The organism is Paraplanobispora takensis, assembly GCF_016863195.1.
Taxonomy (GTDB): Bacteria; Actinomycetota; Actinomycetes; order Streptosporangiales; family Streptosporangiaceae; genus Planobispora; species Planobispora takensis.
In genome coordinates, this window is the sequence record NZ_BOOK01000046.1 from 1 (window position 1) to 24506 (window position 24506).

The window sequence follows — 24506 nt, forward strand, 5'->3', positions numbered from 1 at the left end:
GGGAGAGGAGGAGAAGAACGGCGGGTTGTGGTGCTCACCCAGGGCGAACACGTCCAGACCCACCTCCTCGGCCTTCTCGGCGATCGTCACGATCGCCTTGATCCGCTCGGCCTCACTGGGCACCCGCCCGTTCGTGGGGTCGGTGGTGATGTCACTGACCGAAAAGACACCGAACTGCATGACATTCCCCGTCCACTTATAGATGACTTGTCATGTGCTTCCCGGCTAACATACATGACACGTCATTTATTTCGGGAGGTGGCTCCCAGGATGCCGGCCGCCCATCGGACATAACGCTACGAATGGGTACATACCCCCTTCCATAGCAGAGCAGCGGATGAGGACCCCATGACCGAGACCGACCTGGCTTCGCTCGAAGCCGAGCGCCGCCGCATCCGGGAGGCCCACCTCCGCCCGCCCGCCGGGCGCGGGCCCTCCACCGCCCGGGCTCGGGGCGGGGCACCGGCGCGTTCCCCCGCCCCGAGCACGCGGGCTGCTATCTGTCGTAGTTCTTCCCGGGGGGCATGCCGGGGATCGGCTTGGCGATGAGAGCGACGGGGATGAAGAAGCAGATCTGGCCGATCACCATGATGAGCGTCCAGAGCGCCTTGTCGTCGTAGTGGGCGGCCGCCCTGGCGTACAACTTGTCGGGGACGCGCTCCCCGGACGGGTTCGGGGTGAGGACGGCCTCCACCAGCTCCAGGGCGACCCGTTCGGCGTCGGTGAAGCAGGGGGCGTCCCGCCACGACGCCACGGCGGTGATCTGCTCCTCCGTCGCCCCGGCCTTGCGCAGGAGCCCGGTCTGCCGGACGGTGTGATAGGTACTGCCGACGATCTGCCCGGCGCGCAGCTGCACCAGGCTGACGGTGGCCGGTGGGATCGCGCCGTTCCTGGCGGCCTTGGTCATGACTTCGGCGATCGCCGCCACCTCGGGAAAGAACTGGACGGGGTCGGGCAGCCGCGACCGGAGGTGATCCTGCCCGGCCGTCGTGAGCGTGGACATCGCGAGGTCTTCCTTTCTCGGTGCCCGCGGCGTTCTCAAGACGTGCGGCCCGGTGGGTGATCCGGGGTCGCCGGTCTGCGCCGCGTGCTGGATGGTGTCTGTCGGAGTCCGACGACGCAGCCGCCGGAAATGTGAGGCACGCACCGGCCTCACATTCCGCGGGGCTGCGTCGTCGATCTGGCGAGAACAGGGCGACCCGAGGAAAGCAGCGATATATGACCACCCCATCCGAGGCGGAAGACACCCGGCCCGATCCGCAGCTGAGCGCGATCATCAGCGAGCGGCGCCACCTGATCAACCTCGCCTACCGGCTGCTGGGCTCCCTGGCCGACGCCGAGGACGTCGTCCAGGAGACCTACACCCGCTGGTACGCCATGTCCCGCGAGCAGCAGCAGGCCATCGCCTCCCCCGGCGCCTGGCTGACCACCGTCGCCGGCCGCGTCTGCCTGGACCTGCTCGGCTCGGCCCGGGCCCGGCGTGAGCGCTATGTGGGCGAGTGGATCCCCGAGCCGCTGCCCGACCGCTCGGAGTGGCTCACCGGGCGGACCGGCGGCACCGCGGCCGATCCTGCCGACCGGGTCACCCTGGACGAGTCGATCACCATGGCCTTCCTCGTCGTGCTGGAGGCGATGACCCCTGCCGAACGCGTGGCGTTCATCCTGCACGACGTCTTCGGCTACGCCTTCGCCGACGTGGCCGCCATCGTCGGCCGCACCCCGGCGGCCTGCCGCCAGCTGGCCTCCTCGGCCCGCCGCCGCATCCGCACCGCCCAGGCGCCCGCGGCTCCGGCGGCCCGGCGCGCCGGCATCATCCGGGACTTCAAGCAGGCCTGGCAGGCCAAGGACGTCGGCGCCCTCATCGGCCTGCTGGCCCCCGACGCCACGCTGATCGCCGACGGCGGCGGCCGGGTCAGCGCCGTGCTGCACCCGATCGACGGCGGCGAGCAGATCGCCCGCTACGCCATGGCCCTGGCCGACCTGGCGCCCGGCATGACGCTCCTGGAGCGCAGCGTCAACGGCCAGCCCGGCCTGGTGATCCAGCAGAACGGCGTCATCGCGTCGGTGATCGCCTTCGAGACCACCGACGAGCAGATCACCCGCATCTGGGCGGTACGCAACCCCGACAAGCTCCGCCTCTGGACGGCGGGTCGACAGCCCCAGGCCCCGGACGCGTGACCGTCGAAGCAGCCCCGCCCACCCGATACCCGTCAAGGAGTCACCCGTGTTCCTGCGCATCGCGATCATCCTGCAAACCGTGGCCCTCTTCACCGCGCCGATCACCGCCGGCCTGCTGCTGACCTCGCCCGACGGCCGGGCGCTGCACAGCATTTCGGCCTACGGGGTGTTCACCGTGGCGGTGCTGCACCTGATCGTCGCGATCCTGGTGTGGCGGCCCGGCGGCGGCTCGCCCAGGCCCATCCTGTACGCGGCCGGGTTCCTGGCGCTCGTACTGGCGCAGGTGGCGCTGGGCATCGCACAGACGAAGACCCTGCACGTCCCCCTGGGCGTGCTGCTGTTCGGCCTGAGCCTCCTCCAGCTCAGCCGGCTCCCGGCCGCCCGCTCCATCTATACGGCATCGTATAAATGAGTTAGCCTGCCTTTATACGGCACCGTATAGATGAGTGGAGGCAGCGACATGACGATCGGCTCCATCGGCGGTGCCGTGGGAACGTCCAACGTCCCGCGGTCCGCCCATGCGCTCAGCTCGTTGCCCGACGCCGACTACGCCGACCGGTTCACCCTCCTCACCGACATGGACGCCTCACCGGAGCGGTGGGCGCGGGCGATGTTCGGCGACGTCCCCGGCGCCGCGGAGCTGCTGATCTGGCGCGGTCTGCTCGGCCTGCGGCTCAGCTCGGGGCGGTCGCCGGCCACCGTGGCCGGATGGCGGATCGGCGGCCGCGGAGACGACTGGATCCGGCTGGAGGCGGCGTCCTGGTTCCTGAGCGGCAACCTCCTGGTCCAGACGGCCGGCGGGCGGGTGTCGCTGACGACCTTCCTGCGTTACGACCGCTGGCCGGGCCATGCGGTGTGGCCTCCGCTGGCCGTCGTCCACCGCCTGCTGGTCCCCCGGGTGCTCCGCGAGGCCGCGGCCCGGCTGGCGGCCGGGCGCCCGCACGCGGAGAGGCGGTGACCGCGGCGGACCCGGACCTCCGGGGCCGGGCCGCCGGGTGTCATCGAGCCCCTCCGGCGGTGCCGAGCCTCCTCGCGGGACGGTCGAGCAGCAGGTCGGCGGCGCGGGCGAGGACCTGGGCGCGGGTACGGTCGCCGTGGTCGGCGGCGAGGAAGTGCGCGCCGATGGCGACGCAGAAGGCGAGCAGGCTTCGGGCCTCGACCTCGTCGGCGTCGGAGCAGAAGGTGCCGATCATCTCGCGCAGCAGCTCCATGCGCCGGTTGTCCACCCGTCGCAGGCGTTCGGCGACCGCCTCGTCGCGCCGGGCCCAGTCCCGGACCGCCAGATCGATCGGGAGCAGGCGGTCGCCGGAGAAGGTGAGCACGCCCGCGCGCTGGATCTTGGTCTTCGCGTCGCCGCCCTCACTCTCGACGCGGTCGAGCACCTCGTCGGTGCTCTCGCGTTCCCAGGTGTCCAGCATCGCCTCCAGCAGCGCCTCACGGTCGGCGAAGAACCCGTAGAACCCGCCCTTCGTGACGCCGAGCCGTTTCGCCAGCACCTCGACGCGGACGGCGTCCGGGCCTCCGACGGCCAGTGCCCGCAGTCCCTGCTCGATCCACTTTTCACGCGGTGTGCGAGTCACGGCCACCACGCGCCCACCTCCCCATATACGTCACCGCATAGATCGGTTAGCCTGCTTCTATACGGCATCGTATACATGGACGGAGGCGGAGAGATGGCCGTCGGCGGGGGGCCGGGCACGGCGAGGTGGCGGCGCGACTTCCGGGTGCTGCTCGCCGCACGGGTCGTCTCCTCGGCGGGCACCGGCTTCGGGCCGATCGCACTCGGGTTCGGGGTCCTCGGCCTTCCGGGTGCCGACGTCGGCACGTTGTCGCTGGTCGTGGCCTGCCAGACGCTCCCGCAACTGCTCCTGGTCCTCCTGGGCGGCGTGCTCGCCGACCGCCTCCCGAGAGCCGCCCTGCTGGCCGCGGCGGAGGCGACCGCGGGCCTGGCGTGGGGCGGCATGGCGGTCATGATCGGCCTCGGCACCGCCCCCCTCCCCCTCCTCCTGGCCTGCGCGGTCGTCGCCGGCGCTGCGGCCGCTCCGGTGGGACCGGCGCTGACCGGGATGGTGGTGCACATCGTGCCCGCGTCCGAGCGGCGCCGGGCGAACTCCGTCCTGCGGTCGGCCACCTACACGGCGCGGACCGCGGGGATCACCCTCGCCGGCCCGGCGGTGGTGTGGGCCGGCGCCGGCTGGGCGCTGGCGGTCGACGCCGCCACGTACGTGCTGGCCGCCGTGCTCCTCATCGCACTGCGGCCGATCGCCCCCGTCCCTGCCCCGGCTCCGGCCACGGCCCCGGCGGCCGGCCTCGCCGGGGAACTGGCCGCGGGGTGGCGGGAGTTCACCGGCCGCCAGTGGCTGTGGGTTCTCGTCACGGGCTACTCGGTCGGCTACGCCGTCGCCGGTGCCGTGACCGGGGTGCTCGGGCCCTCGGCCGCCCAGTCCTATCTGGGCGGGCCCGCGGCGTGGTCCGCGATTCTCGCCGGTCAGGCCGTCGGCACCCTGGCCGGCGCGGTCGCCGCCCGCTGGATCCGGCCCCGCCGCCCCGCCCTCGCCGCGGCGCTGCTCCTGTCCGTCGGCGCCCTCCCCGTCGCGTTGCTGGCGGCCGCGCCGCCCGCGCCCGTCGTGGTCGCCGGCGCCGTCGTCGCCGGTGCCGCAAGCGGCCTGCTGATGGTGCTCGCGGACACGGTCATCCAGCAGCACGTCCCGGCTCACGCGGTGTCGCGGGTCAGCGCCTACGACTGGTTCGGATCGCTGGCGCTCGCCCCCGTCGCGGTGGCGGCGGCCGGCGCCGGGGCGCGCGAGTTCGGCCTGCGGCCCACCCTCCTGGGGTGCGCCGTGCTCGTCTGCGCCGCCGCCGCGTTCACCGTCTGCGCGCCCCAGGTGCGAACCCTGCCCCCGGCTCCCCATCGGCCCGGACATCCCGCGGACCGGCCGGACCCCGCACCGGCCCGCCGTACAGGACCATGACCCCGTACGGCGCCCATCGCGACCCCGTACGGCGCCGCCGGGCGGTGAGAGGCGGCACCGGAGCTAGTCGGGCCTGGCCAGCACCATCGTCCCCGGACCCTGCGCGGCGCCCGGGCCGGAGACGACCGTGATCGTGTCCGCGTCGGCGGGGCCGCCGCAGTGCGGGCACGTCACCCGGGGAGTGAACCGCTCGCCGCAGGAGTGGACCAGCACGGCCGGCGGCCCGCCGGGCGGCGTGGACCACCGGTCGCCCCAGGCCATCAGCGTGATCAGGGCGGGCACGATGTCGCGCCCCGCCTCGGTCAGGTGGTACTCGTGGCGGACCGGCCGCTCCCGATAGACCACCTTCTCCACCACCCCCGCCGCCTGCAGGCGATCCAGCCGCTGGGTGAGCAGGTTCCGCGAGATCCCGAGGTCCTCGCTCAACTGGTCGAAGCGGCGCAGCCCGAGGAACAGGTCCCGCAGGATCAGCGGCGTCCACGGCTCGGCCACCACGCCGACGGCCTGCGCGATCGAGCAGTGCATCTCCCCGAACCTGTTCATGACCCCAGCATAGTCAGTTGATAAAGTGAACCCTAGATAGTTCACTTTCAGGACTCACTGGAGGTCCGATGAACGCCACCACCCAGCGCTACCGCAAGGCCGGCGAGGCCAAGGACATCGACATGCTGATGTCCACGCTCGCCCCCGCGGTGGTCTTCCGCTCCCCGCTCAGCTCCAGAGCCGGTTTCGCCGGGCACGCCCAGGTCCGGCAGCTCTTCACCGTCGCCCTCGGGGCGCTCCGTGACCTCCGCTATCACACCGACGTCGGCGACGACCGCACCCGCATGCTCGCCGCCACCGCCCGGCTCGGCCGCCACGAGCTGGAGGAGGCCGCCCTGGTCCGCCTCGGCGACGACGACCTGATCGAGGAGGTCACCCTGTGGATCCGGCCCCTGCCCGCGCTCACCGCGATGATGGCCGCGCTGGGGCCCGGCCTGGCCAGGGCCGCGGGCAGACCGGCGGTGGCCGCGTTCGTCGGCGCCTCGGTGAGGCCGCTGGCCTTCATGACCGAATTCGGCGATCGCACCATGGTCCCCCTCGTCACGCCGAAGGGTGACCGACCTCCGGCCGGCCTGTGGCGCTGATCACTGCGGCTGTGTGGATTTGTGCACAGTCGATCTCCGTCCTCCTCCGTAGCGTTCGGGTCGTCGCCGGGGGGACCGGCGGCACCGACCGACGGAGGAACCCGATGCGCAAGACCCTCACGATCGCCGCCGTGGCCGGCTCGATGGCCCTCACCGGCCTCGCCCTCACCCCGGCCACCGCCCAGGCGGCCACGCAGCCGGCCGCGCAGTCCACCGCCTCCGCCACGACCACCGTCGTGCACTGGGGCAAGTTCTTCTCCGGCGACGGCAAGGCCTACACCTTCGGCAGGACCTGGAAGTCGCACGGCAGGGTCCACACGGAGTGGCACGGCGTGGACAAGATCGGCGGCAAGAAGGGCTGGGTGTGGTTCGAGGTCTACCGGAACGGTGACTGGCACAAGTTCAACAAGTCCTGGGACGGCAAGGCCTCCGGCACCTGGAGCGGCCACGGGATCAAGAAGGTGTACACCTACACCTGCTGGGCCGGCAAGTTCGACAACTGCGGCAAGAAGTACCGCATCTACTGAGCGCCCTTCCGGCCCCGCCTGCGGCACGCCTGCGTCCGGCCCCCGTCCATCGCGGGGCCGGCGCCGGTGACGCCGTCCGCGTGACAGCCGCTCATGGTCTGCATGTCCGACAGGATGACGACCCGGTCGTGCCCGGCGTAGGCACGGCGGACCGAGCCGGCGATCTGCGTGCCGTGCCCGACCTCGCCGATCCGGGCGCAGAACCGGTCCATCTCCTTCAGCACCGAGGCGCCCCTGCGGATGTCGTGGCGGAACACCCCGTCGGCGAAGCCGTACAGGTCGACCCGCTCGCCGCGGGCCGCCAGGGCGACGCCGAACAGCGCCGCGGCCTGGACCGGCGTGACCGTGGAGCGCGCCGAGACCGCCCCGGAGGTCATGGACGCCGAGGTGTCGACCAGGACGAGCGTGCGGCCCCGGAGGAGGGCAGGTTCGCGGTCGCCTTCGTCAGCGCCCCGTCCAGGGCGTGGCCCCAGCGCAGGGACGGCGCGTTGCGGTAGGCCGAGTAGAACCGGAACGGCAGCTGCCGGGACCGGGCCACCTCGCCGGGGTCGGTGAGCTTGGCGACGATCTGCCCGGCGACCTCGTCGGGCACACCGGACTCGTCGAAGTTGCGCAGGTTGCGCAGCAGCGCCATGTACCCCATGGACGGGATCACCGACTGCCAGGCCCGGGCGTCCATCGGTCCCTGCAGCCGGCCGGCGAGCGCCTCCCACGTCATGCCGGCCGAGCGCAGCCGGTCAGGGTCGGCGGCCATGACCGCGCCGCTCGGTGACCGGTACGGCCGGCAGCTCGGCCCGGGCACGGAGCATGCGCAGGCTCTCCGGGATGGGCTTGTCCCGCTTGTGGCGCCGGTCGAGGGCGTGGGCGAACAGGTCCCCCTGCCACGGGCGCCTGCCGGCGTCCGGGGCCGGGTGGACGAGATCGATGACGTCGCCGAACCGGTAACCCCTGCTGTCGGTGTCGTACTTGAGCAGGCCGCGCTCGGTGTACAGGCGGGCCACGGCGTCGGCGACGCCCCGCTTGACGGGTTTGGGGATCGCGCGGCCGTGGCGGGAGGTCCAGTACGCCGGCGCCTCGCCGGGCTCGTCGGCGCGCTGCAGGACGCTGTCGACCAGCTGCCGGTTCATGCCCTGCTCCCCGGCGGCCAGACGGGCCCTCACCGCCTCCAGCGCGGCGACGATCGGCGCGCGCCCGGTCTTCACCGGGCTGGAACCCGCCGGGCGGGTGGCGGGGGTGTTGAACTCCGACATGGAACGAGGCCCCTCTCTATGTGATGAGAGGGCCCCGTTCGAAGAGCACGCCCGAGATCGAATCGGTGACGGTGACGGTGACGGTGACATAAGTGTCCTGGGCCGCTGGACGACGCCCATCTATATGGGCGGCGGGATTCGAACCCGCGTCTCTCCTTTGAGAGAGGAAGTAACCGTTGCCTGCGCACCGGGAAGGTGCTTATTCGTTTGTGGGCTTCAGAGGACGGAGACGGCGCCGGGACGGGTTCTCTTTGAAGGAGGGAACCGGAGCCTTCGCACCTGAAGCGGTTTCCACCGTAGCGATCAGCCCGCCGGAGCACATCTGAATATCCGGCCCGTCGCGGCCGCTCTCCCTCAGGCCCTGATGTCATGACATAACGGATATCTAGGACATACCACTAAGATCTCCGGCATCGTGACTCGAATCCGGGCCGCTGCCGGCCGATACCGCTTCGGGCGCGCGGCCGCCGTCGTCGTCGCGCTCTATCTGACCGCCGCGGCCGTCGCCGTGGTGCTCGCCGCCGTGTCCGGCGACCTGTCGGCGCTGTCGACCGCCGCGACGGCCCGGGTGTGGATCACCTCCGAGCAGGCCGGCCGGCCGGGGCCCGTGCTCATCGGGATGTGCGGGCTCAACGCGTGGATGTTGTGGCAGGTGCTGCGCGGCCCCGCACTGCCGCGCGCCGGGGGGTCGCCGTCCGGCGTGGTCTGGCTCCGGCGCCTGCTGTATGTGAACGTCGCCGGCGACCTGGTGCTCCGGGAGCTCCTCGACGAGGTGTCCGACACCGCAGAAGACGTCGCGAGCGCGCTGGTGTGGGCCGCCACGGTGATCCTGCTGACGCGGGTCGTCTCCGGGGTCTCGGCCGGGTTCCGGGCGATCGCTCTGGCACTCGGCCTGATCGGCGTGCTGGCCCCGCTGCCGATGTCCCTCATCGACGGTACCGACCTGCAGACGGTCAGCCTGCTGGGGCTGGCGAGCTTCGGCTGGACGGTGATGATCCTCATCGCGCAGCGCCGCGACGGGCGGTGGAGCGACGCCACGGTCGACATCGGCAGGATCGCCCTCATCGCCCCGCTGCTCTTCCCTCTGCTCAACCTCGCCTCCCAGAGCGAGTGGCTGTTCTTCGACGGCGCAGGGCTCTTGATGAGCGCGCTCGGCGTGTTCGGCACGGTGTGGCTGGCGCGCACCGCGCATGAACTGGCCGGACCCGCCGGCACGCCCGCCCCGCGCCCCGACGGCAGGCCCGCCCCGCAACCCACCCCGGGCCGCGGGCCGTGGCTGTTCGTCGCCGTCGCCCTCGTGCTGCCGCTCGTCGTGATCGACGCCGAGGACGGAGCCCTGCTCAGGGTCGCCGGCGCCGGCGAACGCTGCCGCGAGCAGGTCCGCTCCCACGGCGGGCCGGCGGACGCGAGCGAGCTCGACACCGCCCTGGAGTCCCCATGCCCCGACGTCATCGCCCGGCGGGCGGAGGAGGCGCGTGAACAGGCTCGGCGGGAGCGGGAGGAGGAACGGGAGTGGGCGGCGTGGAAGGCCGGGGCGAACGCCCGGTGCGCCGACCCCTGGCCGCGGCTGCGGGCCGGGCGGCAGGGCACGGCGGCCTATCTGCTCTCCGAAGGGGGCGGCTACGCCGTCCACGACGACCGTGACGGCACCGAAGGCCCGGACGGCGACATCTTCGAGGCCGTCCGCGACGGGTTCATCGACGCCGCCGGCAGCAGCGCCGCCATCACCACCCACGGCGAGAACGCGCCGATGTGCCTGACGGTCAAGGCCTTCGACGCCGCCCCGCCGCTGCGGCTCAAGGGCTGGGACCGGGTGGTCGAGGTGGGCCTCCTCAGCCGCAGCGGCCGCCTGGTCGTCCCGTCGTACCGCGAGTACGAGGACGGCGGGGCGATCGGGCCGCTGCCCCACCTGGCCGTCGACGGCCCCGGCCGCTATCGCGTGCGCGTCTACGCCCGCGCGTTCGAGCGGGACGAGGACGACCCCGACGCGCCCGTCGAGGAGCACCTGATCGTCGTCTATCCCGGCCGTTCCGCAGAGAAGGTCGTCCACCGCCGGTAGCGGTGACCGGTCCGGGCGACCCGCACCCCCGGGAGGGCACGGGTCGCCCGCGTTCGGCTATCCGCGGGTCGCGGGCGGCCAGCCGTGGCCCCAGCCGCCCTGGATCATGGTCTGGAACGCCCATCCCTGCGCGGTGCGCACGAGAAGGTCGGCATAGCGCATCGACTGCCGCCGTCCCTCCGCGGTGACCGTGGCCTCCGTCTCGACGAGCACGAGGTTGGGGGTGAGGAAGCGCGGCGTCCGGACGGACTTCATCTCCATGCCCGCCGTACCGCCGCCCATGACCTCGGTCATCACCCGCACGAACTCCTCACGGTCCCACTGGCGGACGGCGCCGAACCCGCCGGGCGCGTCGGTGGCCAGGTTGAGAGGGAAGATCGCCAGGTCGGCGATCTCCTGGACGGCGCCCCGCTCGGCCAGCGCGTCGTACTCGGCGAACCAGGCCTCGACCCCGGCGAGGTCCTCGGCACCCGGGGCGAACGCCTGCTCGCCGCTCTGGTCATCCTGCTGCATCACGACTCCTTCCATCGGATTCCGTACATCGTACCGTACGTCGTACGGCAGACGGGCCGCACAGTACCCTTGGCTGGTGTTCTCGCCTCAAGGCCCGTCGCTGCGGGAGCTGGTGATCCAGGCGCTGTCCTCGGTCGAGCACGGCTACGACCTGCTCGCCCCGAAGTTCGAGCACACGCCGTTCCGCACCCCCGACGACGTCCTCGACGCGACCGCCGACGCCCTGCGCCCGCTCGGGCCGTTCGGGCGGGGACTGGACGTGTGCTGCGGCACCGGCGCGGGCATGCGGGTCCTCGAACCCCTGTGCCGGGGGCGGGTCACGGGCGTCGACTTCAGCGCGGGCATGCTGGAGCGGGCGCGCCGGGCGCATCCGGAGGCCGGATGGGTGCGGGCCGACGTCCGGGCCCTGCCCTTCGCCGGCTCCTTCGACCTCGCGGTCAGCTTCGGAGCGCTGGGGCACTTCCTGCCCGCCGAACGTCCCGCGCTGTTCGCCGGGGTCCACCGCGCTCTGCGGCCCGGCGGGCTGTTCGCCTTCCCGATCGGCGCGCCACCGCCCCTCACGTCGCCCCGCTACTGGTCGCTGCTCGGATTCGACCTGGCCATGCGGGTGCGCAACGCCCTGTGGCGCCCTGCCTTCGTCATGTACTACGGCACCTGCCGGTTGAGCGCGGTCCACGACGGCCTGACGGCGGCCGGGTTCACCGTGACGACGGTTCCGCTGACGGCCCTGGGCCGGCGCGAGGACGGCGGCCCGCGTTGCCGGCTCGTCCTCGCACGCAGGGCGTGAGCCCGGCCTGAACCGCCGGTCGGCTCCGGCCCGCACCGGGGTCAGTCGAGTCCCAGCCTGCGCATCGCGGCGGTCGCCAGCTGGGCCGCGTGGTGCCGTTCCGGGCCGTGCAGCGTGCGTGGGGAGCGGTCCTCCCAGTCCGTTTCGAAACAGCGCTCGGTGACCAGGTCGATCATCAGCTTGCGGTCGCCGTCGATCAGGCCGTAGCAGGAGGTGCTGCGCCGCATGGGGCGGCCGGCCCAGAGCGCCAGGCGACGCGGCCGGTCGTCGTGGAACAGGGACTCGCCGTGGGCGGGTGCGGCGGGGACGCCGGCGAGGTCGAGGACGGTCGGCAGCACGTCCAGATGGGACGAGCGGGGGATCACGGCGGGTGGCAGCGCGGGGTGGACGAGCGCGAAGGGGACGAGGGTCTGGTCGGCGGTCACGGCCGTGGCGTGGAAGTGATAGCCCAGCGATCCGAACGACTCGCCGTGGTCGCTGGTGACGACGATGAGCGGGTCGCGCAGCACGCCCCGCTCGATCAGCGCCCGGTGCAGCCGGCGGAGGTTGTCGTCGGACTCCTCCACGGCGTCGAGGAACCGCTCCTGCCTGCCCTCGCCCCGCCGGCGGAAGCGCGGGTCGCGTACGCAGTAGGGCACATGCGTGTCGTGGGTGTGCACGTGCAGGAAGAGCGGATCCCGGCGCGAGGCCCGGGAGGCGGTCAGCTCGTCGAGCAGGGCGTCCACGCCCGCGCGGGGCAGCTCCCTGTCGGTGACCGCGCCGCCCAGGCGGGAGCGGTCGAGGAGGATCTGGTAACCGGCCTCGGTGATGACGTCCCGTAGCCCGTTGTAGCTGGTGCGGGCCGAGGTGAGGTACGCGGTGCGGTAGCCGGCGGCGGTGAGCCGGTGGACCTGCGACTCCCCGGCGGCGCGGTAGCGGCCGTGGGCGAGGAGCACATGCGCGTTGGTGGTCAGGGGCGAGGGCACGACATGGCGCTCCGACACCACGGCCCGCGCGTACAGGGCGTCCACGAAGGGAGTCGACGCGCCGCCCGGCGTGAACCGCGCCAGATGGCTGCGGCCGACCGACTCCAGGGTGATCAGCAGCACGTCATGACCGCGGAGGGCTCCCGCGTACGGCGACCCGCGGGGCGCACGCGCCCGCCAGCCGTCCCCCTCCGTCCCCGCCCGCCGCGTACCGGCGGCGCCGGTGCGGGGCCCCCGGGGAGGGGACGGCCACGGCCGCGGCAGCAGGCAGTCGCCCGCGAGCGAGCCGCGCATCAGCCCGCGGCGGCGCAGCGGGCGGCAGGCCGGCAGCAGGGCGAGCACGACGGCCGGGTGCCACCACTCCAGCGGGCGGTCGAGGGCGGCCGGGGCCGAGGCGGTCGCGGCCGCCAGCGCGCAGCCGAGCCAGGCGCCCGCCCGGGTCCGGGCGGGAGTCACCGCCAGCCAGGTCACGAGCAGCGCCACGACGACCGGCCGGGCCGCGGGGTGGGTCTGGGGCGGCAGGAACGCGACGGCGAGCCAGGCCACCGCAGGCACGGGCAACAGGGCGAAGCCCGGGCTGCCCCGGTAGAAGCCGAGCGTCCAGCTCCGCACCCAGCTCACCTCGGAGGGCTCGCGGGAGAACAGCGACCGCACGAGCCCGTCGAACGCCAGCGGCCCGACCTCCACGGTGAACGTGCGCCAGACCGCGGCCCCGACCCACACGGTGGCCAGGACGGCCAGGACGGCGGCGCAGGCCGCCGCCCGGGCGACGGGCCCGCCCGCCAGCTCGGCCAGCGCCGGTCCCGCGGCCAGTCCCGCGGCCCATATCCCGTCCCCCGGCACGGGTCTCGCCGCGGCCTGACCGGCGAATTTCACCGCCCGCGCCACCGCGAGGAGGACGAAGGCGACAGCCGCGTCATGGACAACCGCGAGCGCGCTCATGGGCCTCCATGAATACGCGGGACATCGACTCGACGCGGCTCAAGATAATCACGGAGGGCGGAGGCGATGACTCCCGGGACGGTGACATCTGCCTCCCCGGCGACCTGGGCGTATGGCGATTACCGGACATGTCGTTACTTATGTTGATAACGCGTTATATAAGGGGCGGAAGGCTTGTCTATCTGCGGTGGCATATCGGCCCCTCCCGGCGATCGTCATAGTGCATGTCATGCCGGACGTGTTCGATAAATGCCGCGACTGGGAAACCCACAGGATTTTCAAATCCGCCGGACTCTATCCCTTCGCACCCGCCGTCGAAGAGGTGCGCTCGCCGAGCGAGGTGCGCGTGGGCGGACGGTGGATCATCATGGCGGCGTCGAACGACTATCTGGGGCTCTCGGCCGATCCACGCGTGCAGGAGGCCGCACGCGAGGCGATCGGCACGCGCGGCACCTCCTGCTCGGGATCGCGTCTCGCCAACGGCACGCACGTCCTCCACCTCGAACTGGAGGAGCGGCTGGCGGCCTTCCTGCACCGCGAGGCCGCACTCGCCCTGTCCACCGGCTACCAGACCAACCTCGCGGTGTCGGCGCTCCTCGGCGGGGACGAGGTGGTCCTGAGCGACCAGGACAACCACGCCTCCCTGCGCGACGCCGTACGGCTCGGCGGGGCCGTCGAGCGGGTGTTCCGGCACAACGACATGGAGCACCTGCGGTGGCTGCTGGCCGACACCCGTCCCGGCACCGGTGTCCTGATCGTCACCGAAGGCGTCTTCTCCATGGCCGGGGACATGTGCGACCTGCCGCGGATCACCGAGCTCGCCGGGCGGTACGGCGCCCGCCTCATGCTGGACTGCGCGCACGACCTGGGCGTGCTCGGCGCGGCCGGGCGCGGCGTGCCCGAGCTGCTCGGCCTGGAGAGCGGTGTCGACCTCGTCATGACCACCTTCTCCAAGAGCCTCGCCTCGCTGGGCGGGGCGCTGGCCGGCGAGGCCGACGTCATCGACTACATCCGCCACTGGGCCTCCCCGGCCGTGTTCTCGGCGGCGATGACGCCTGCCTCCGTCGCGGCGGCGCTCAAGGCGCTCGACATCGTCGAGTCCGAACCCGAACACCGCGAACGCGTCATGCGGAACGCGGCCCGGCTGCGCGAGGGCCTTCGCGACCTGGGGTACGAGGCCGGGCAGGCGCCCACCCCCGTCGTGCCCGTGCACGTCGGCGACTTCATGCTCTGCCTGCGCCTGTGGCGGGCGCTGTTCGACGCGGGCGTCTTCACCGGCGCGGTGATCCATCCGGCGGTGCGGCAGGGACGGGAGATGATCCGCATCAGCGCGACCGCGGCGCACACCGACGCCCAGATCGACCGGATCGTCGAGGCGTTCGGCGAGGCGGGCCGGACGGTGGGGGTCATCGGTTCGCGGGGCGCGGGACGGTCGCGGCTGTGACCGGCCTGTCCGTGGCCCCGGTGACGCGCCGGGCCGACATGACCGCCTTCATCCGGTTCCCGTACCTGATCTACCGGCCGGAGGATCCGTGGATCCCGCCCCTCGAACGGGAGCGCCGCGCCTTCCTCGACCCCCGCCGCAACCCGTTCTTCGACTACGCCGAGGCCGGGCTCTTCCTGGCCCGGCGCGACGGGCGCGCGGTCGGGCGCATCGCCGCCGTCCGCAATCCCCGCCACAACGAGCTGCACGGCCCGGACGAGGGGTTCTTCGGCCTGTTCGAGTGCGTCGACGACCCCGTGGTGGCCTGCGCCCTGTTCGACACCGCGGCCGACTGGCTGCACGAGCGCGGCCTGCGGACCGTGCTCGGCCCGGTGAGCCTGTCGACGAACCACGAGTGCGGCCTGCTCGTCGACTCCTTCGACCGGGCTCCCGCGGTGCTCATGCCGTACAACCCCGCCTACTATCCCCGCCTGGTGGAGGGGTGCGGGTTCGTCAAGGCCAAGGACCTGTGGGCCTGGGAGCTCGACTGGGACCGGATGCCGGGCGAGTTCCTCCCCCTGGCCGAACGCCTGGACCGGGACTCCCGCTACACGATCCGGCCGCTGCTGCTGCGCGACCTCGACACCGACGCGACGCGCGTATGGGCGGTCTACAACGAGGTGTGGTCGGACAACTGGGGCTTCGTGCCCGCCACCGAGAAGGAGTTCCGCCACCTGGTCCGCGCCCTGAAGCCGATCCTGCGGCCCGAGCTGACGCTCGTCGCCGAGGACGGCGGCGAGATCGTCGGCGCGCTGATCGGGATCCCCGACGCCGGTCCGGCGTTCAGGGCCGCGCGGGGGCGGCTGACACCCCTGGGGCTGATGCGCTTCACCCGCGCCATGCGCCGCCTCGACGCGGGCCGGCTCGTCCTGCTGGGCGTCCGGGCCAGGAACAGGGACGACAAGGTGGTGTTCGAGCTGGGCGTGCACGGCATGCGCGCCGCCCGCGCGCTCGGCATCCGCCGCGTCGAGTTCTCCTGGATCCTGGAGGACAACGCCGCGGCCAACGGCGTGGCCCGCTACATCGGCGCCCGCCGCTCCAAGACCTACCGCATCTACCGGCGAGGACCGTGAACCGCCGTGGCCCGCGTTTCCTCGTCACGGGCGCGACGGGCTTCATCGGCATCAATCTGGTACGGCGGATCCGGACCGGCGGCGACCGGGTGACCGCCCTGGTACGGCCCTCCTCCCCGCCGGAGCGGCGTGCGGAGCTGGAGCGGCTCGGCGTGCGCTGCGTCGAAGGCGATCTGGAGACCGGCGCGGGGCTGGCGGCCGCCGCGGCCGGCGCCGACCGGGTGATCCATCTGGCGGGCCTGGTCAAGGCGCGCACCGCGGCCGCGTACTTCCGCGTCAACGCGACGGGGACCCGGCGGCTGGTGTCGGCGCTGGCCGCCCGCCCGGACCCGCCCCGCCTGGTCGTGTGCTCCTCCCTCGCCGCGGCCCCCACCGGCGGGCGTCCTCCCGTGTCCCTCTACGGCAGGAGCAAGCTGGCGGCCGAGGCCGCCGCCCGGCACGGGGCCGCCCGGCTGCCGGTCGTCATCGTGCGCCCGCCCGTCGTCTACGGGCCCGGCGACGCGGAGTTCCTGCCGTCGCTGCTGCCCATGGCCCGGCGCGGGGTGATGCTCAAAGGCGGTCTGGGGCCCAGGCGGTTCTCCCTCATCCACGTCGGCGACCTGTGCACGGCGCTGCTGGCCGCGGCCGAACGGGGGCGCGTCGTGGGCGGGGACGACCCGGCGGCGGGCGTCTACACCGTGTCCGACGGAGTCGACTACAGCGCCGAGGACATCTGCCGGGCCCTGGCGCGGGCGCTGGGCCGCCGCCCGCCGCTGATCATCCCGGTGCCCGGGCCGCTGGTCTTCCTGGCGGCGGCGGGATCGGAGCTCGCCGGCCGGGTCCGCGGGACCGTCCCCGTCTTCAGCAGGGACAAGGCCCGGGAGCTGCGCTGTCCCGCCTGGACGTGCACGACCGGCCGGGCCGCGGCCGACCTCGGGTTCCGCGCCCGGACGACTCTTGACCACGGGCTCGCCGAGCTCGTGCGCGACGGGATCGGAGGCCGCCCATGACCCCCATCGCCATCGTCGGGATCGGCTGCCGGCTGCCCGGCGGCATCCGCGACCTGGACGGCCTGTGGGCGGCGCTCACGGCGGGGCGGGACCTGGTCACCCGGATGCCGCCGGACCGCTTCGACCCCGAGCGTTTCGTCGCCTCCGACCCGGCCAGGCCGGGCAAGACCTACACCTGCGCGGGCGGGTTCCTGGACGACATCGCGGGCTTCGACGCCGCCTACTTCGGGATCTCCCCCCGGGAGGCGGGCGCCATGGACCCGCAGCAGCGGCTGATGCTGGAGCTGGCGGTCGAGGCGCTCGACGACGCCGGCGCCGACCCCGCCGCGCTGGCCGGTTCCGCCACCGGCGTGTACGTGGGGGCCTCCACCCACGACTACGAGATCATGCAGGTGAGCGACCCCGCCGGCATCGACGCCTACACCAACGCCGGAACCTCGCCGGGCAACATCGCCAACCGCGTCTCCCACGCCCTGGATCTGCACGGCCCGAGCATGACGATCGACACCGCGTGCTCGTCCGCGCTCGTGGCCTTCCACCAGGCCGTCCACTACGTCCGCGGCGGAGCGGGGCGGACCGCGCTCGCCGGCGGCGTCAACATCCTGATCAGCCCCTACCCCTACGTCGGCTTCGCCAAGGCGTCGATGCTCTCGCCCCGGGGCCGCTGCCACGCCTTCTCCGCCCTGGCCGACGGCTACGTGCGGTCGGAGGGCGGCGGCTTCCTGCTGCTGAAGAACCTGCCGGAGGCGCTGGCCGACGGGGACCGCGTGCACGCCGTGGTGCTGGGCACCGGCGTCAACGCCGACGGGCGGACCGCGGGTCTCACCCTGCCCAATCCGCGCGCGCAGGAGCGGCTGCTGCGCGAGGTCTACGGCGAGGCCGGCGTCGACGCCGACGAGCTGGTCTACTTCGAGGCGCACGGTACCGGCACCCCGGCGGGCGACCCGGTCGAGTGCGAGGCCGTCGGACGGGCCCTGGGCCGCCGTCGCAGCCGGGTGCTGCCGATCGGTTCGGTGAAGACCAACCTCGGCCATCTGGAGGCGGCCGCGGGTGTCGCCGGCCTCCTCAAGGCCGTCCTCGTGCTCCGCCACGGGGTGATCCCCGCCTCGCTGCACGGCGATCCGCCCAATCCGCACATCGACTTCGCGGGGTTGCGCCTGCTGCCGGTCACCGCGCCGAGACCGGTGCGGGAGGGGGACGGGCGCCGGGCCGCCGGGGTGAACTCCTTCGGGTTCGGGGGCGCCAACGCGCATGCCGTACTGGCCGCTCCCCCGGCGCCGCCCTCCCGGTCCGCTCCGCCGTACCGCAGGCTGCCGGTGATGGTGTCGGCGCAGAGCGGGCCCGCGCTGGCCGAGGCGGCGCGCCGGCTGGCCGGGCACTTGCCGGGCGCCTCCGCCGAGGAGTTCTACGACCTCGCCTACACCTCGTGCCGCCGGCGGGGTCGCCGCGCCCGCCGCGCCGTGGTCGTCGCGGGCTCCCCCGCCGAGGCCGCCGAGCGGCTGGCGCGCGTCGCCGCGGGGGATCCGGCGGGCGGGGCCGCCGGCGGGGCGTCCGCCGGCGGCGGGGTCGCGTTCGTCTTCTCCGGCAACGGCTCGCAGTGGGCCGGCATGGGCGCCGATCTGCTCCGGGCCGACCCCGTGTTCCGCGCCGCAGTGGAGGCCGTGGACGCCGCGTTGTCGCCGCGGCTGGGCTGGTCGGTGGCCGAGGAGCTGGCCGCCTCCCCCGAGCGCTCGCGGCTCGCGCTGACCGAGGTGGCCCAGCCCGCGCTGTTCGCCGTCCAGGTCGCGCTGCTGGAGACGCTGCGCGAGCGGGGTGTCCGCCCGCACGCGGCGGCCGGTCACAGCGTCGGCGAGATCGCGGCGGCGTACGCGGCCGGGATCCTGGATCTCGACCAGGCCGCGCGCGTGGTGACCGAGCGCAGCTCCGCCCAGGCGCCCGCCGCCGGACTGGGCCGGATGGCCGCGGCCGGGCTCTCCCCCGGCGAGGCCGGCGAGCTGCTGGCCCGGTACGGCGGGCGCCTGGAGATGGCCGCGGCCAACAGCGCAGGCGACGTGACCGTCTCCGGGGACCCGGCCGCCCTCGCCGCGCTCGGTGAGGAACTCGCCGCCCGGGACGTCTTCTTCCGGCCGCTCGATCTCGGCTACGCCTTCCACAGCGCGGCGATGGACGGCGCCGAGAAGTCCGTCCGCGCCGGGCTCGACGGGCTGCGCACCGCCGCGGCCCGCATCCCGTTCGTGTCCACCGTCACCGGCCGGGAACCGCAGGGGGAACTGGACGCCGGCTACTGGTGGCGCAACGTGCGCGACCCGGTCCTGTTCGCCCCGGCGATCGGGCACCTGAAGGAGCGCGGATTCGACCTGTTCGTCGAGATCGGGCCGCATCCGGTGCTGACCGGGTATCTGAGCAGGATGGGGGTCACCGCCGTGGCCACCCTGCGGCGCGGCGGCGACGGGCCGTCCGCGGTGGAGAGCACGGTGGCCGCGCTGGTCGCCGCCGACGCGCGGCTGGAGTGGGAGAGGTTCTTCCCCCGCCCCGGCCGCGTCGCCGGGCTGCCCGCCTACCCGTGGCAACGCGAGCGCCGCTGGCACGGCGGCGCGCACGTCTGGGCGCGCCCCCTGGACCATCCGCTGCTGGGCGAGCGCGTGCCGCTCATGGAAGCGGCCTGGCAGGGCCGGATCGAACCGGAGAGACTTCCGTGGCTGCCCGATCACGAGATCGACGGCGCGGTGATCATGCCGGGGGCGGCGTACATCGAGATGGCCCTGGCGGCAGGCCGCCGGGCGCTGGGCGGCCCCGTCGAGGTGACCGCCCTGCGCTTCCCCGCCGGAATGGTCCTGTCGGACTCCGGCCCGGTCAGGCAGACGCAGGTCACGCTCTCGGACGAGGACGGCCTGTTCCGGATCGCGAGCCGGTCCGGGCCCGAGGACGAGTGGCGGGTGCACGCCCGCGGCAGGGTGCGCCGGCTGTACGGCGACGCCCCCGGACGGGTGGACCTGAAGGCCGTGCGGGCCGGAGCCACCCGCCGCCGTGACCATGAGAGCTGCTACGCGGAGCTGGCCGGCGTCGGCTTCGCCTACGGCCCGAGCTTCAGGGTGCTGCGCGAGCTGTGGACGGGCCCGCGGGAGGCGCTCGCGTCCTACGTGCTCAACGTGTCGCAGACGGGCTACGAGGCCCATCCCACGCTGCTCGACGGGGCGCTGCACACGGTGATCCCGCTGCTGATCGGCAGGGGTCACGGTTACCTGCCGATCGCGGTCGGCACGGTCCGGGCCTGGCGCACCCCGCCGCCGTGGGGGTTCGCGCACACCAGGCTCACCTACGTCTCGGAGCGCGAGGCCGAGTTCGACGTCACGATCACCGACGACACCGGTGCGGCGGCCGTGCTCATCGAGGGCTGCCGGGTACGGCGGCTGCCCAGGGCGGCCCGGACTCCGATCGCCGGGTACGTCACGGAACTGCGGCCCGCCTCCCGCACCGGCGCCGCCGTACGGCCCGCACCATGGCCGGCGTCCTGCCACCCGACCGCCCCGAAGCCCCCGCCCGCCGGCGACCTCGGCCTCTCCCCCGCCGATGGTTCCGACGCGTTCGGGGCCGCCCTGGCCGATCTCACCGCGCACTTCACCGCCCGTGCCTTCGCCCGCCTCCTGCCCGGTGCCACCGTCTTCGACCTCCCCGCTCTGCACGCCGCCGGCGTGCTGCCGCGGCACGCGCGGCTGGTGGAGGCGCTCGCCTCGATCACCGAAGCGCGCGGCCTCCTCACGCGTGGGCGCGTCCCCGGCCATGACCCCGAGGACGGGTCCGGCCACCGGGACCGTGCCGACGCGGGGTGGCGGCCGGGGGCCGAGCCCGCGCCCGAGGCGCTCTTCCGGGCGCTGCTGCGCGAACATCCCGGCCACTCGGCCGAGCTGATCCTGCACGGCCGCTGCGGCCACCACCTCGACCGGGTGCTGACCGGCCGCCTCGACCCGGCGGATCTGGTCTTCCCCGAGGGCGGCGGGCACACCGTGGAGCACCTGCTCGACGCCGCGCCGGGCCGGCGGCACGACGCGCGGATCGCCCAGGCCGTGCTGCGGGAGATCGTGCGGACCTGGCCGAGGGACCGGCCGCTGCGCGTCCTGGAGGTCGGCGGCGGCACGGGAGGGATGACGGCCGCGCTGCTGCCCGTCCTGCCTCCCGGCCGGACCGAGTACGTCTTCACCGACCCGTCGGAGGCGTTCCTGCGCCGGGCCGCGGCGCGTTTCGCGCCGTACGGCTTCGTCGAGTACCGCGTCCTCGACCTGGCGCGGGAGCCGGCCGGGCAGGGGTTCGGCGGTGAGTTCCACGACCTGGTCGTGGCGGACGGCGCGCTGCACACCGTCCCGGACGTGCGGGCCGCCGTCCGGAGGGCCGGCGACCTGCTGGTGCCGGGCGGTCACCTCCTCGCCGTGGAACAGCACGACGGCGACCGGCTGGTGCCGGTCTTCGGATTGTTCGAGCGCTGGTGGTCCTCCACCGACACCGATCTCAGGACGACGGGCCCGTTGCTCACCGCCGCACAGTGGGAGACGGTGCTCCGCGAGGGCGGTTTCGGCGAGGTGACCCGGCCCGGCCCCGCAGACCGCCCGGCGGACGGCTCGGCGGACGGCTCGGCGGACGACCCCCGCCGGACCGGGTCGTCGGTCCTGCTGGGCCGCAGGACCGGGAACACCGAAACCGGGAACGCCAAGGCCGGAGACACCGGATCCGAAGGCACCGGCACCGCCACCCGGGCCGGGGACACCGCCGCACCGCCCGGCGCGCTTCCGGCCGCGGCGGGCACCTCGTGGATCCTGGTGCCCGAGCGAGGCGGAGACGACGCGTTCGCCCGCGAGGTCACCTCGGCGCTGCGATCCGCAGGCGCAACCCCGGCCGTGCTGGCGGCCACCGTGACCGATGTGTCCGGCTGGCCCGCGGCGATGCGCGAGGGCGACACCGCCGCCGGCATCGTCGTGATGCTGGACGGCGGACAGGGCGGCGACGCCGTGATGCCGGACGGCGAGCCGTACGACGACGTCATGACGGCGGGCGACGGACCGGATGACGACGTTGCGGTGCTCAACGACGCCACCACGGTGCCGGGCGGCGGTGCGGAGGCGGTCACCGGGCTCGCCGTCCGGCGTGCGCAGGTGCTGCGCGCCGTGGCCGCCGCCCGCGGCCCTCTGCCGGCGGAGGTCGCCGTCCGGCTGTGGGTCGTCACGCCGCCCACCGGGCTGCATCCGGCTCCCGAGAAGCCCTGTGCGCCGTCCGCCGCGGCGGTGTGGGGCCTCACCCGGTCGCTCGCCAACGAACGGCCGGACCTGGAGATCCGGCGCGTCTCCTTCGAGCGGGGCGACGACCCGGGCGCGGACGCGCGCCGCCTGCTGCCGGAGCTGCTCGAACCGTCCGCCGAGGACGAGGTCGTACTGACCGGGGGCGGCCGGTTCGTGCCACGGGTCCGGCCGGCGCGGCCCGTCACCCGGTCGCGGCACGCCGCCGCCGGGGAGCCGTTCCGCCTGCGGCTCGACGGCCAGGGGCCCGGCTACCGGCTCGCCTGGGAGGAGACCGGCCCGCCCCCGGAGCCCGGCCCCCACGAGATCGTCGTGGCCGTGCGGGCCGCGGGCCTGAACTACCGCGATGTGCTGTGGGCCCGCGGGCTGCTGCCGGAGGAGGCGGTGCAGGACACCTACCTGGGCCCGCACCTGGGCATAGAGTGCGCCGGGGTGGTGAGCGCGCTCGGCCCCGGCGTCACGAAGTTCCGCCTCGGCGACGGGGTGTTCGTCGCCGCCGGCGGCTCCCTCGCCTCGCACATCGTGGCCCGGGAGGGACTGGCCGGCCGCATGCCCCCCGGCATGGGCTTCACCGACGCCGCCACCCTGTCCATCGCCTGCCTGAGCGCGCACTACGCGCTCGACCACCTGGCCCGTCTCGGGCCCGGGGAGACGCTGCTGGTCCACGGGGCCGCCGGCGGGGTGGGGCTGGCCGCCCTGCGGCACGCCGGGCACGTCGGCGCCCGGGTCGTCGCCACGGCGGGGACCCCCGAGAAGCGGGACCTGCTGCGTCTGCTCGGCGTCCCCCATGTGGTCGACTCGCGCAACCCGGCCTTCGCCGACCGGATACGGGCCCTGACCGGCGGCGTCGACGTCGTGCTCAACTCGCTGGCCGGTGAGGCCGTCCCGCGCGGGCTGGAACTGCTGCGCGGGGGCGGGCGCTTCGTCGAGCTGGGCAAGCTCGACCTGTACGGCGACCGGTCGGTGTCTCTGCGCCCGTTCCGTGACAGCCTCAGCATGTACGCGCTCAACCTGGACCTCGGCCCCCTCCTCGAACCCGAGCTGTGGGCCGACCAGGTGACGCGGGTGACCGGGCTCGTCCACCGGGGCGACTACCGCCCGATCCCCAACAGGGTCTACCCGGCCGCCCGGGTGGCCGAGGCCTTCCGGCTTCTGCAGCACTCCCGTCACATCGGGAAGGTCGTCGTGTCCTTCGACGAGCCGTTCCCCGTCGAGGAGCGGCCCGGCCCCGTCCGTCTCGACCCCGAGGGGACCTACCTGGTCACCGGCGGGCTCGGCGGGCTCGGTGCGGCCGCCGCCGTACGGCTGGCCGAGCACGGTGCGCGTCACCTCGCCCTGGTCAGCCGCGCCGGTCCGGACGCGCCCGGAGCCGCGGCCGCCGTACGGGCCGTGCGGGAAAGGGGTGCGACGGCCACGCCGTACGCCGCCGACGTGGCCGACCCCGCCGCGATGCGCGCCGTACTCGACAGCGTCGAACGGACGGATCACCCGCTGCGCGGCGTCGTGCACGCGGCGATGGTCCTGGACGACGCCCCGCTGGCCGATCTGTCGCCGGAGCGGTTCCGGTCCGCCCTGACCCCCAAGATGACCGGGGCGCTCGTGCTCGACCGGCTCACCCGCGACCGGGGGCTCGACCTCTTCGTGCTGCTGTCCTCCCTGACCGCCGTCATCGGCAACGCCGCGCAGAGCAACTACGCGGCGGCCAACGCCTTCCTGGAGGCGCTGGCCCGATCCCGCCGCCGCGACGGCCTGCCCGGGCTCGCCCTGGGGCTGGGCGTCGTGGGCGGGACCGGCTATCTTTCCCGGAATCCGGAGCTGATGTCCTTCCTGGCCCGGCTGCTCCCGCCGCTCACCCCGGACGAGGCGCTCGACGCCCTCCACGACGCCGTGGCGCGGGGCGCGGAGGTGGCGGCCGCCGGGCGCGTGACGTGGGAGCAGGTGGCCGACCACCTGCCGGCGGTCGGCGTCCCGCGGCTGGCCGAGGTGCTGCCCGCCGTCTCCCAGAGTCAGGACGCGCCGGACGACTCCCTGCGTGACCTCATCGCCCGCGGGAGCCCGCACGAGAGGCAGGGCCTCATCGCCGCGGCCATCGCCGAGCTGGTGGCCGGCATCCTGCACACCGCCTCCGACCGGCTGGAACGGGACCGTCCGCTCGCCCGGCTCGGCCTCGACTCCCTCATGGCCACCGAGGTGACGGCCGCGATCCGGCGCCGGTTCGGCTGCGCCATCCCGGCGCTGGAGGTCATCGGCGCCAACGGGATCGACCATCTGGCCCGGCTGGTGCGCACCGAGCTCGACCGGACGCCGTGAGGCGTCCGCAGGCGGGCCCGGGGCCCGGTCCTCGGCCGCTTCGCCG

21 protein-coding genes and 1 tRNA gene are annotated in these 24506 nt (G+C 74.0%); 12 read left to right on the forward strand and 10 right to left on the reverse strand.

Going from position 1 to position 24506, the window contains the following annotated elements; genetic code table 11:
* The coding region (locus Pta02_RS29780) for an LLM class flavin-dependent oxidoreductase (RefSeq protein ID WP_203878296.1) at positions 1-180 on the reverse strand (180 nt) is incomplete at its 3' end.
* A 316-nt stretch (positions 181-496) separates the two neighbouring features.
* Complete coding sequence (locus tag Pta02_RS29785) at positions 497-1003, reverse strand: carboxymuconolactone decarboxylase family protein (protein ID WP_203878297.1); 507 nt, start codon at positions 1001-1003, stop codon at positions 497-499.
* A 215-nt stretch (positions 1004-1218) separates the two neighbouring features.
* Here Pta02_RS29785 and sigJ point away from each other — a divergent pair, with 215 nt between their 5' ends.
* Genes sigJ through Pta02_RS29800 form a run of 3 tightly spaced genes read left to right on the forward strand, consistent with a single transcriptional unit; the run spans position 1219 to position 3136 of the window.
* Positions 1219-2178, forward strand: a complete 960-nt coding sequence (sigJ, locus tag Pta02_RS29790) for an RNA polymerase sigma factor SigJ (RefSeq protein WP_203878298.1) — start codon at positions 1219-1221, stop codon at positions 2176-2178.
* A 46-nt stretch (positions 2179-2224) separates the two neighbouring features.
* The gene (locus tag Pta02_RS29795; RefSeq protein WP_239131329.1) at positions 2225-2590 is read left to right on the forward strand and encodes a hypothetical protein; all 366 of its coding nucleotides are present in this window, start codon (positions 2225-2227) and stop codon (positions 2588-2590) included.
* Positions 2591-2638: 48 nt separating this feature from the next.
* Complete coding sequence (locus Pta02_RS29800) at positions 2639-3136, forward strand: DUF2867 domain-containing protein (protein WP_239131330.1); 498 nt, start codon at positions 2639-2641, stop codon at positions 3134-3136.
* A gap of 40 nt (positions 3137-3176) precedes the next feature.
* Here the strand turns inward: Pta02_RS29800 and Pta02_RS29805 are convergent, their stop codons facing one another.
* Positions 3177-3767 (reverse strand): TetR/AcrR family transcriptional regulator, encoded by a 591-nt coding sequence (locus Pta02_RS29805; RefSeq protein ID WP_239131331.1) that lies wholly within the window; start codon positions 3765-3767, stop codon positions 3177-3179.
* Positions 3768-3833: 66 nt separating this feature from the next.
* On the opposite strand from Pta02_RS29805, the gene Pta02_RS29810 reads away from it, so the two are divergent.
* Positions 3834-5150 carry an MFS transporter gene (locus Pta02_RS29810; RefSeq protein ID WP_203878299.1) on the forward strand — a complete coding sequence of 439 codons (1317 nt, stop codon included), beginning with the start codon at positions 3834-3836 and terminating at the stop codon, positions 5148-5150.
* Positions 5151-5213: 63 nt separating this feature from the next.
* Here Pta02_RS29810 and Pta02_RS29815 read toward each other — a convergent pair whose 3' ends face one another.
* The gene (locus Pta02_RS29815; protein WP_203878300.1) at positions 5214-5693 is read right to left on the reverse strand and encodes a winged helix-turn-helix transcriptional regulator; all 480 of its coding nucleotides are present in this window, start codon (positions 5691-5693) and stop codon (positions 5214-5216) included.
* A gap of 68 nt (positions 5694-5761) precedes the next feature.
* Here Pta02_RS29815 and Pta02_RS29820 point away from each other — a divergent pair, with 68 nt between their 5' ends.
* Together Pta02_RS29820 and Pta02_RS29825 are read left to right on the forward strand one after the other, a co-directional pair.
* Positions 5762-6277, forward strand: a complete 516-nt coding sequence (locus tag Pta02_RS29820; protein WP_203878301.1) for a nuclear transport factor 2-like protein — start codon at positions 5762-5764, stop codon at positions 6275-6277.
* A gap of 104 nt (positions 6278-6381) precedes the next feature.
* On the forward strand, positions 6382-6804 hold the full coding sequence (locus Pta02_RS29825; protein WP_203878302.1) for a hypothetical protein: 423 nt from the start codon (positions 6382-6384) through the stop codon (positions 6802-6804).
* Here the strand turns inward: Pta02_RS29825 and Pta02_RS29830 are convergent.
* From Pta02_RS29830 to Pta02_RS29845, 4 genes are all read right to left on the reverse strand, one after another.
* Positions 6798-7181: a DUF58 domain-containing protein gene (locus Pta02_RS29830; protein WP_203878303.1), complete on the reverse strand. Its 384-nt coding sequence runs from the start codon at positions 7179-7181 to the stop codon at positions 6798-6800. The genes Pta02_RS29825 and Pta02_RS29830 overlap by 7 nt on opposite strands.
* Entirely contained in the window at positions 7178-7558 is a 381-nt protein-coding gene (locus Pta02_RS29835) for a TROVE domain-containing protein (protein WP_203878304.1), read from the reverse strand. The genes Pta02_RS29830 and Pta02_RS29835 overlap by 4 nt, the downstream gene beginning before the upstream one ends.
* Entirely contained in the window at positions 7542-8054 is a 513-nt protein-coding gene (locus Pta02_RS29840) for a hypothetical protein (protein ID WP_203878305.1), read from the reverse strand. The genes Pta02_RS29835 and Pta02_RS29840 overlap by 17 nt, the downstream gene beginning before the upstream one ends.
* Positions 8055-8179: 125 nt before the next feature.
* Positions 8180-8242: transfer RNA gene (locus Pta02_RS29845), tRNA-Ser, on the reverse strand.
* A 227-nt stretch (positions 8243-8469) separates the two neighbouring features.
* Between Pta02_RS29845 and Pta02_RS29850 the strand changes: the two genes are divergently transcribed.
* Positions 8470-10113 carry a hypothetical protein gene (locus Pta02_RS29850; protein ID WP_203878306.1) on the forward strand — a complete coding sequence of 548 codons (1644 nt, stop codon included), beginning with the start codon at positions 8470-8472 and terminating at the stop codon, positions 10111-10113.
* A gap of 57 nt (positions 10114-10170) precedes the next feature.
* Here the strand turns inward: Pta02_RS29850 and Pta02_RS29855 are convergent, their stop codons facing one another.
* Positions 10171-10626: a nuclear transport factor 2 family protein gene (locus tag Pta02_RS29855; RefSeq protein WP_203878307.1), complete on the reverse strand. Its 456-nt coding sequence runs from the start codon at positions 10624-10626 to the stop codon at positions 10171-10173.
* 76 nt (positions 10627-10702) lie between these two features.
* Between Pta02_RS29855 and Pta02_RS29860 the strand changes: the two genes are divergently transcribed.
* Positions 10703-11413 carry a class I SAM-dependent methyltransferase gene (locus Pta02_RS29860; protein WP_203878308.1) on the forward strand — a complete coding sequence of 237 codons (711 nt, stop codon included), beginning with the start codon at positions 10703-10705 and terminating at the stop codon, positions 11411-11413.
* Between the two features lie 41 nt (positions 11414-11454).
* Here Pta02_RS29860 and Pta02_RS29865 read toward each other — a convergent pair whose 3' ends face one another.
* Positions 11455-13320, reverse strand: a complete 1866-nt coding sequence (locus Pta02_RS29865; RefSeq protein ID WP_203878309.1) for a sulfatase-like hydrolase/transferase — start codon at positions 13318-13320, stop codon at positions 11455-11457.
* 367 nt (positions 13321-13687) lie between these two features.
* Between Pta02_RS29865 and Pta02_RS29870 the strand changes: the two genes are divergently transcribed.
* Genes Pta02_RS29870 through Pta02_RS29880 form a run of 4 tightly spaced genes read left to right on the forward strand, consistent with a single transcriptional unit; the run spans position 13688 to position 24460 of the window.
* Positions 13688-14764 (forward strand): aminotransferase class I/II-fold pyridoxal phosphate-dependent enzyme, encoded by a 1077-nt coding sequence (locus Pta02_RS29870; protein ID WP_203878310.1) that lies wholly within the window; start codon positions 13688-13690, stop codon positions 14762-14764.
* The gene (locus Pta02_RS41525; RefSeq protein WP_239131332.1) at positions 14761-15876 is read left to right on the forward strand and encodes a GNAT family N-acetyltransferase; all 1116 of its coding nucleotides are present in this window, start codon (positions 14761-14763) and stop codon (positions 15874-15876) included. The genes Pta02_RS29870 and Pta02_RS41525 overlap by 4 nt, the downstream gene beginning before the upstream one ends.
* On the forward strand, positions 15873-16865 hold the full coding sequence (locus Pta02_RS29875; RefSeq protein WP_239131333.1) for an NAD-dependent epimerase/dehydratase family protein: 993 nt from the start codon (positions 15873-15875) through the stop codon (positions 16863-16865). Before Pta02_RS41525 ends, Pta02_RS29875 begins: the two co-directional genes overlap by 4 nt.
* Positions 16862-24460 (forward strand): type I polyketide synthase, encoded by a 7599-nt coding sequence (locus Pta02_RS29880; protein ID WP_203878312.1) that lies wholly within the window; start codon positions 16862-16864, stop codon positions 24458-24460. Before Pta02_RS29875 ends, Pta02_RS29880 begins: the two co-directional genes overlap by 4 nt.
* The last annotated feature ends 46 nt before the right edge of the window (positions 24461-24506 follow it).

Excerpts from the sequence above, each read along its gene's own strand:
- Pta02_RS29785 (WP_203878297.1), bottom strand. The coding sequence starts at position 1,003 with ATGTCCACGCTCACGACGGCCGGGCAGGATCACCTCCGGTCGCGGCTG.
- sigJ (WP_203878298.1), top strand. The coding sequence starts at position 1,219 with ATGACCACCCCATCCGAGGCGGAAGACACCCGGCCCGATCCGCAGCTG.
- Pta02_RS29800 (WP_239131330.1), top strand. The coding sequence starts at position 2,639 with ATGACGATCGGCTCCATCGGCGGTGCCGTGGGAACGTCCAACGTCCCG.
- Pta02_RS29810 (WP_203878299.1), top strand. The coding sequence starts at position 3,834 with ATGGACGGAGGCGGAGAGATGGCCGTCGGCGGGGGGCCGGGCACGGCG.
- Pta02_RS29815 (WP_203878300.1), bottom strand. The coding sequence starts at position 5,693 with ATGAACAGGTTCGGGGAGATGCACTGCTCGATCGCGCAGGCCGTCGGC.
- Pta02_RS29820 (WP_203878301.1), top strand. The coding sequence starts at position 5,762 with ATGAACGCCACCACCCAGCGCTACCGCAAGGCCGGCGAGGCCAAGGAC.
- Pta02_RS29825 (WP_203878302.1), top strand. The coding sequence starts at position 6,382 with ATGCGCAAGACCCTCACGATCGCCGCCGTGGCCGGCTCGATGGCCCTC.
- Pta02_RS29830 (WP_203878303.1), bottom strand. The coding sequence starts at position 7,181 with ATGACCTCCGGGGCGGTCTCGGCGCGCTCCACGGTCACGCCGGTCCAG.
- Pta02_RS29835 (WP_203878304.1), bottom strand. The coding sequence starts at position 7,558 with ATGGCCGCCGACCCTGACCGGCTGCGCTCGGCCGGCATGACGTGGGAG.
- Pta02_RS29840 (WP_203878305.1), bottom strand. The coding sequence starts at position 8,054 with ATGTCGGAGTTCAACACCCCCGCCACCCGCCCGGCGGGTTCCAGCCCG.
- Pta02_RS29855 (WP_203878307.1), bottom strand. The coding sequence starts at position 10,626 with ATGCAGCAGGATGACCAGAGCGGCGAGCAGGCGTTCGCCCCGGGTGCC.
- Pta02_RS29865 (WP_203878309.1), bottom strand. The coding sequence starts at position 13,320 with ATGAGCGCGCTCGCGGTTGTCCATGACGCGGCTGTCGCCTTCGTCCTC.
- Pta02_RS29870 (WP_203878310.1), top strand. The coding sequence starts at position 13,688 with ATGGCGGCGTCGAACGACTATCTGGGGCTCTCGGCCGATCCACGCGTG.
- Pta02_RS29880 (WP_203878312.1), top strand. The coding sequence starts at position 16,862 with ATGACCCCCATCGCCATCGTCGGGATCGGCTGCCGGCTGCCCGGCGGC.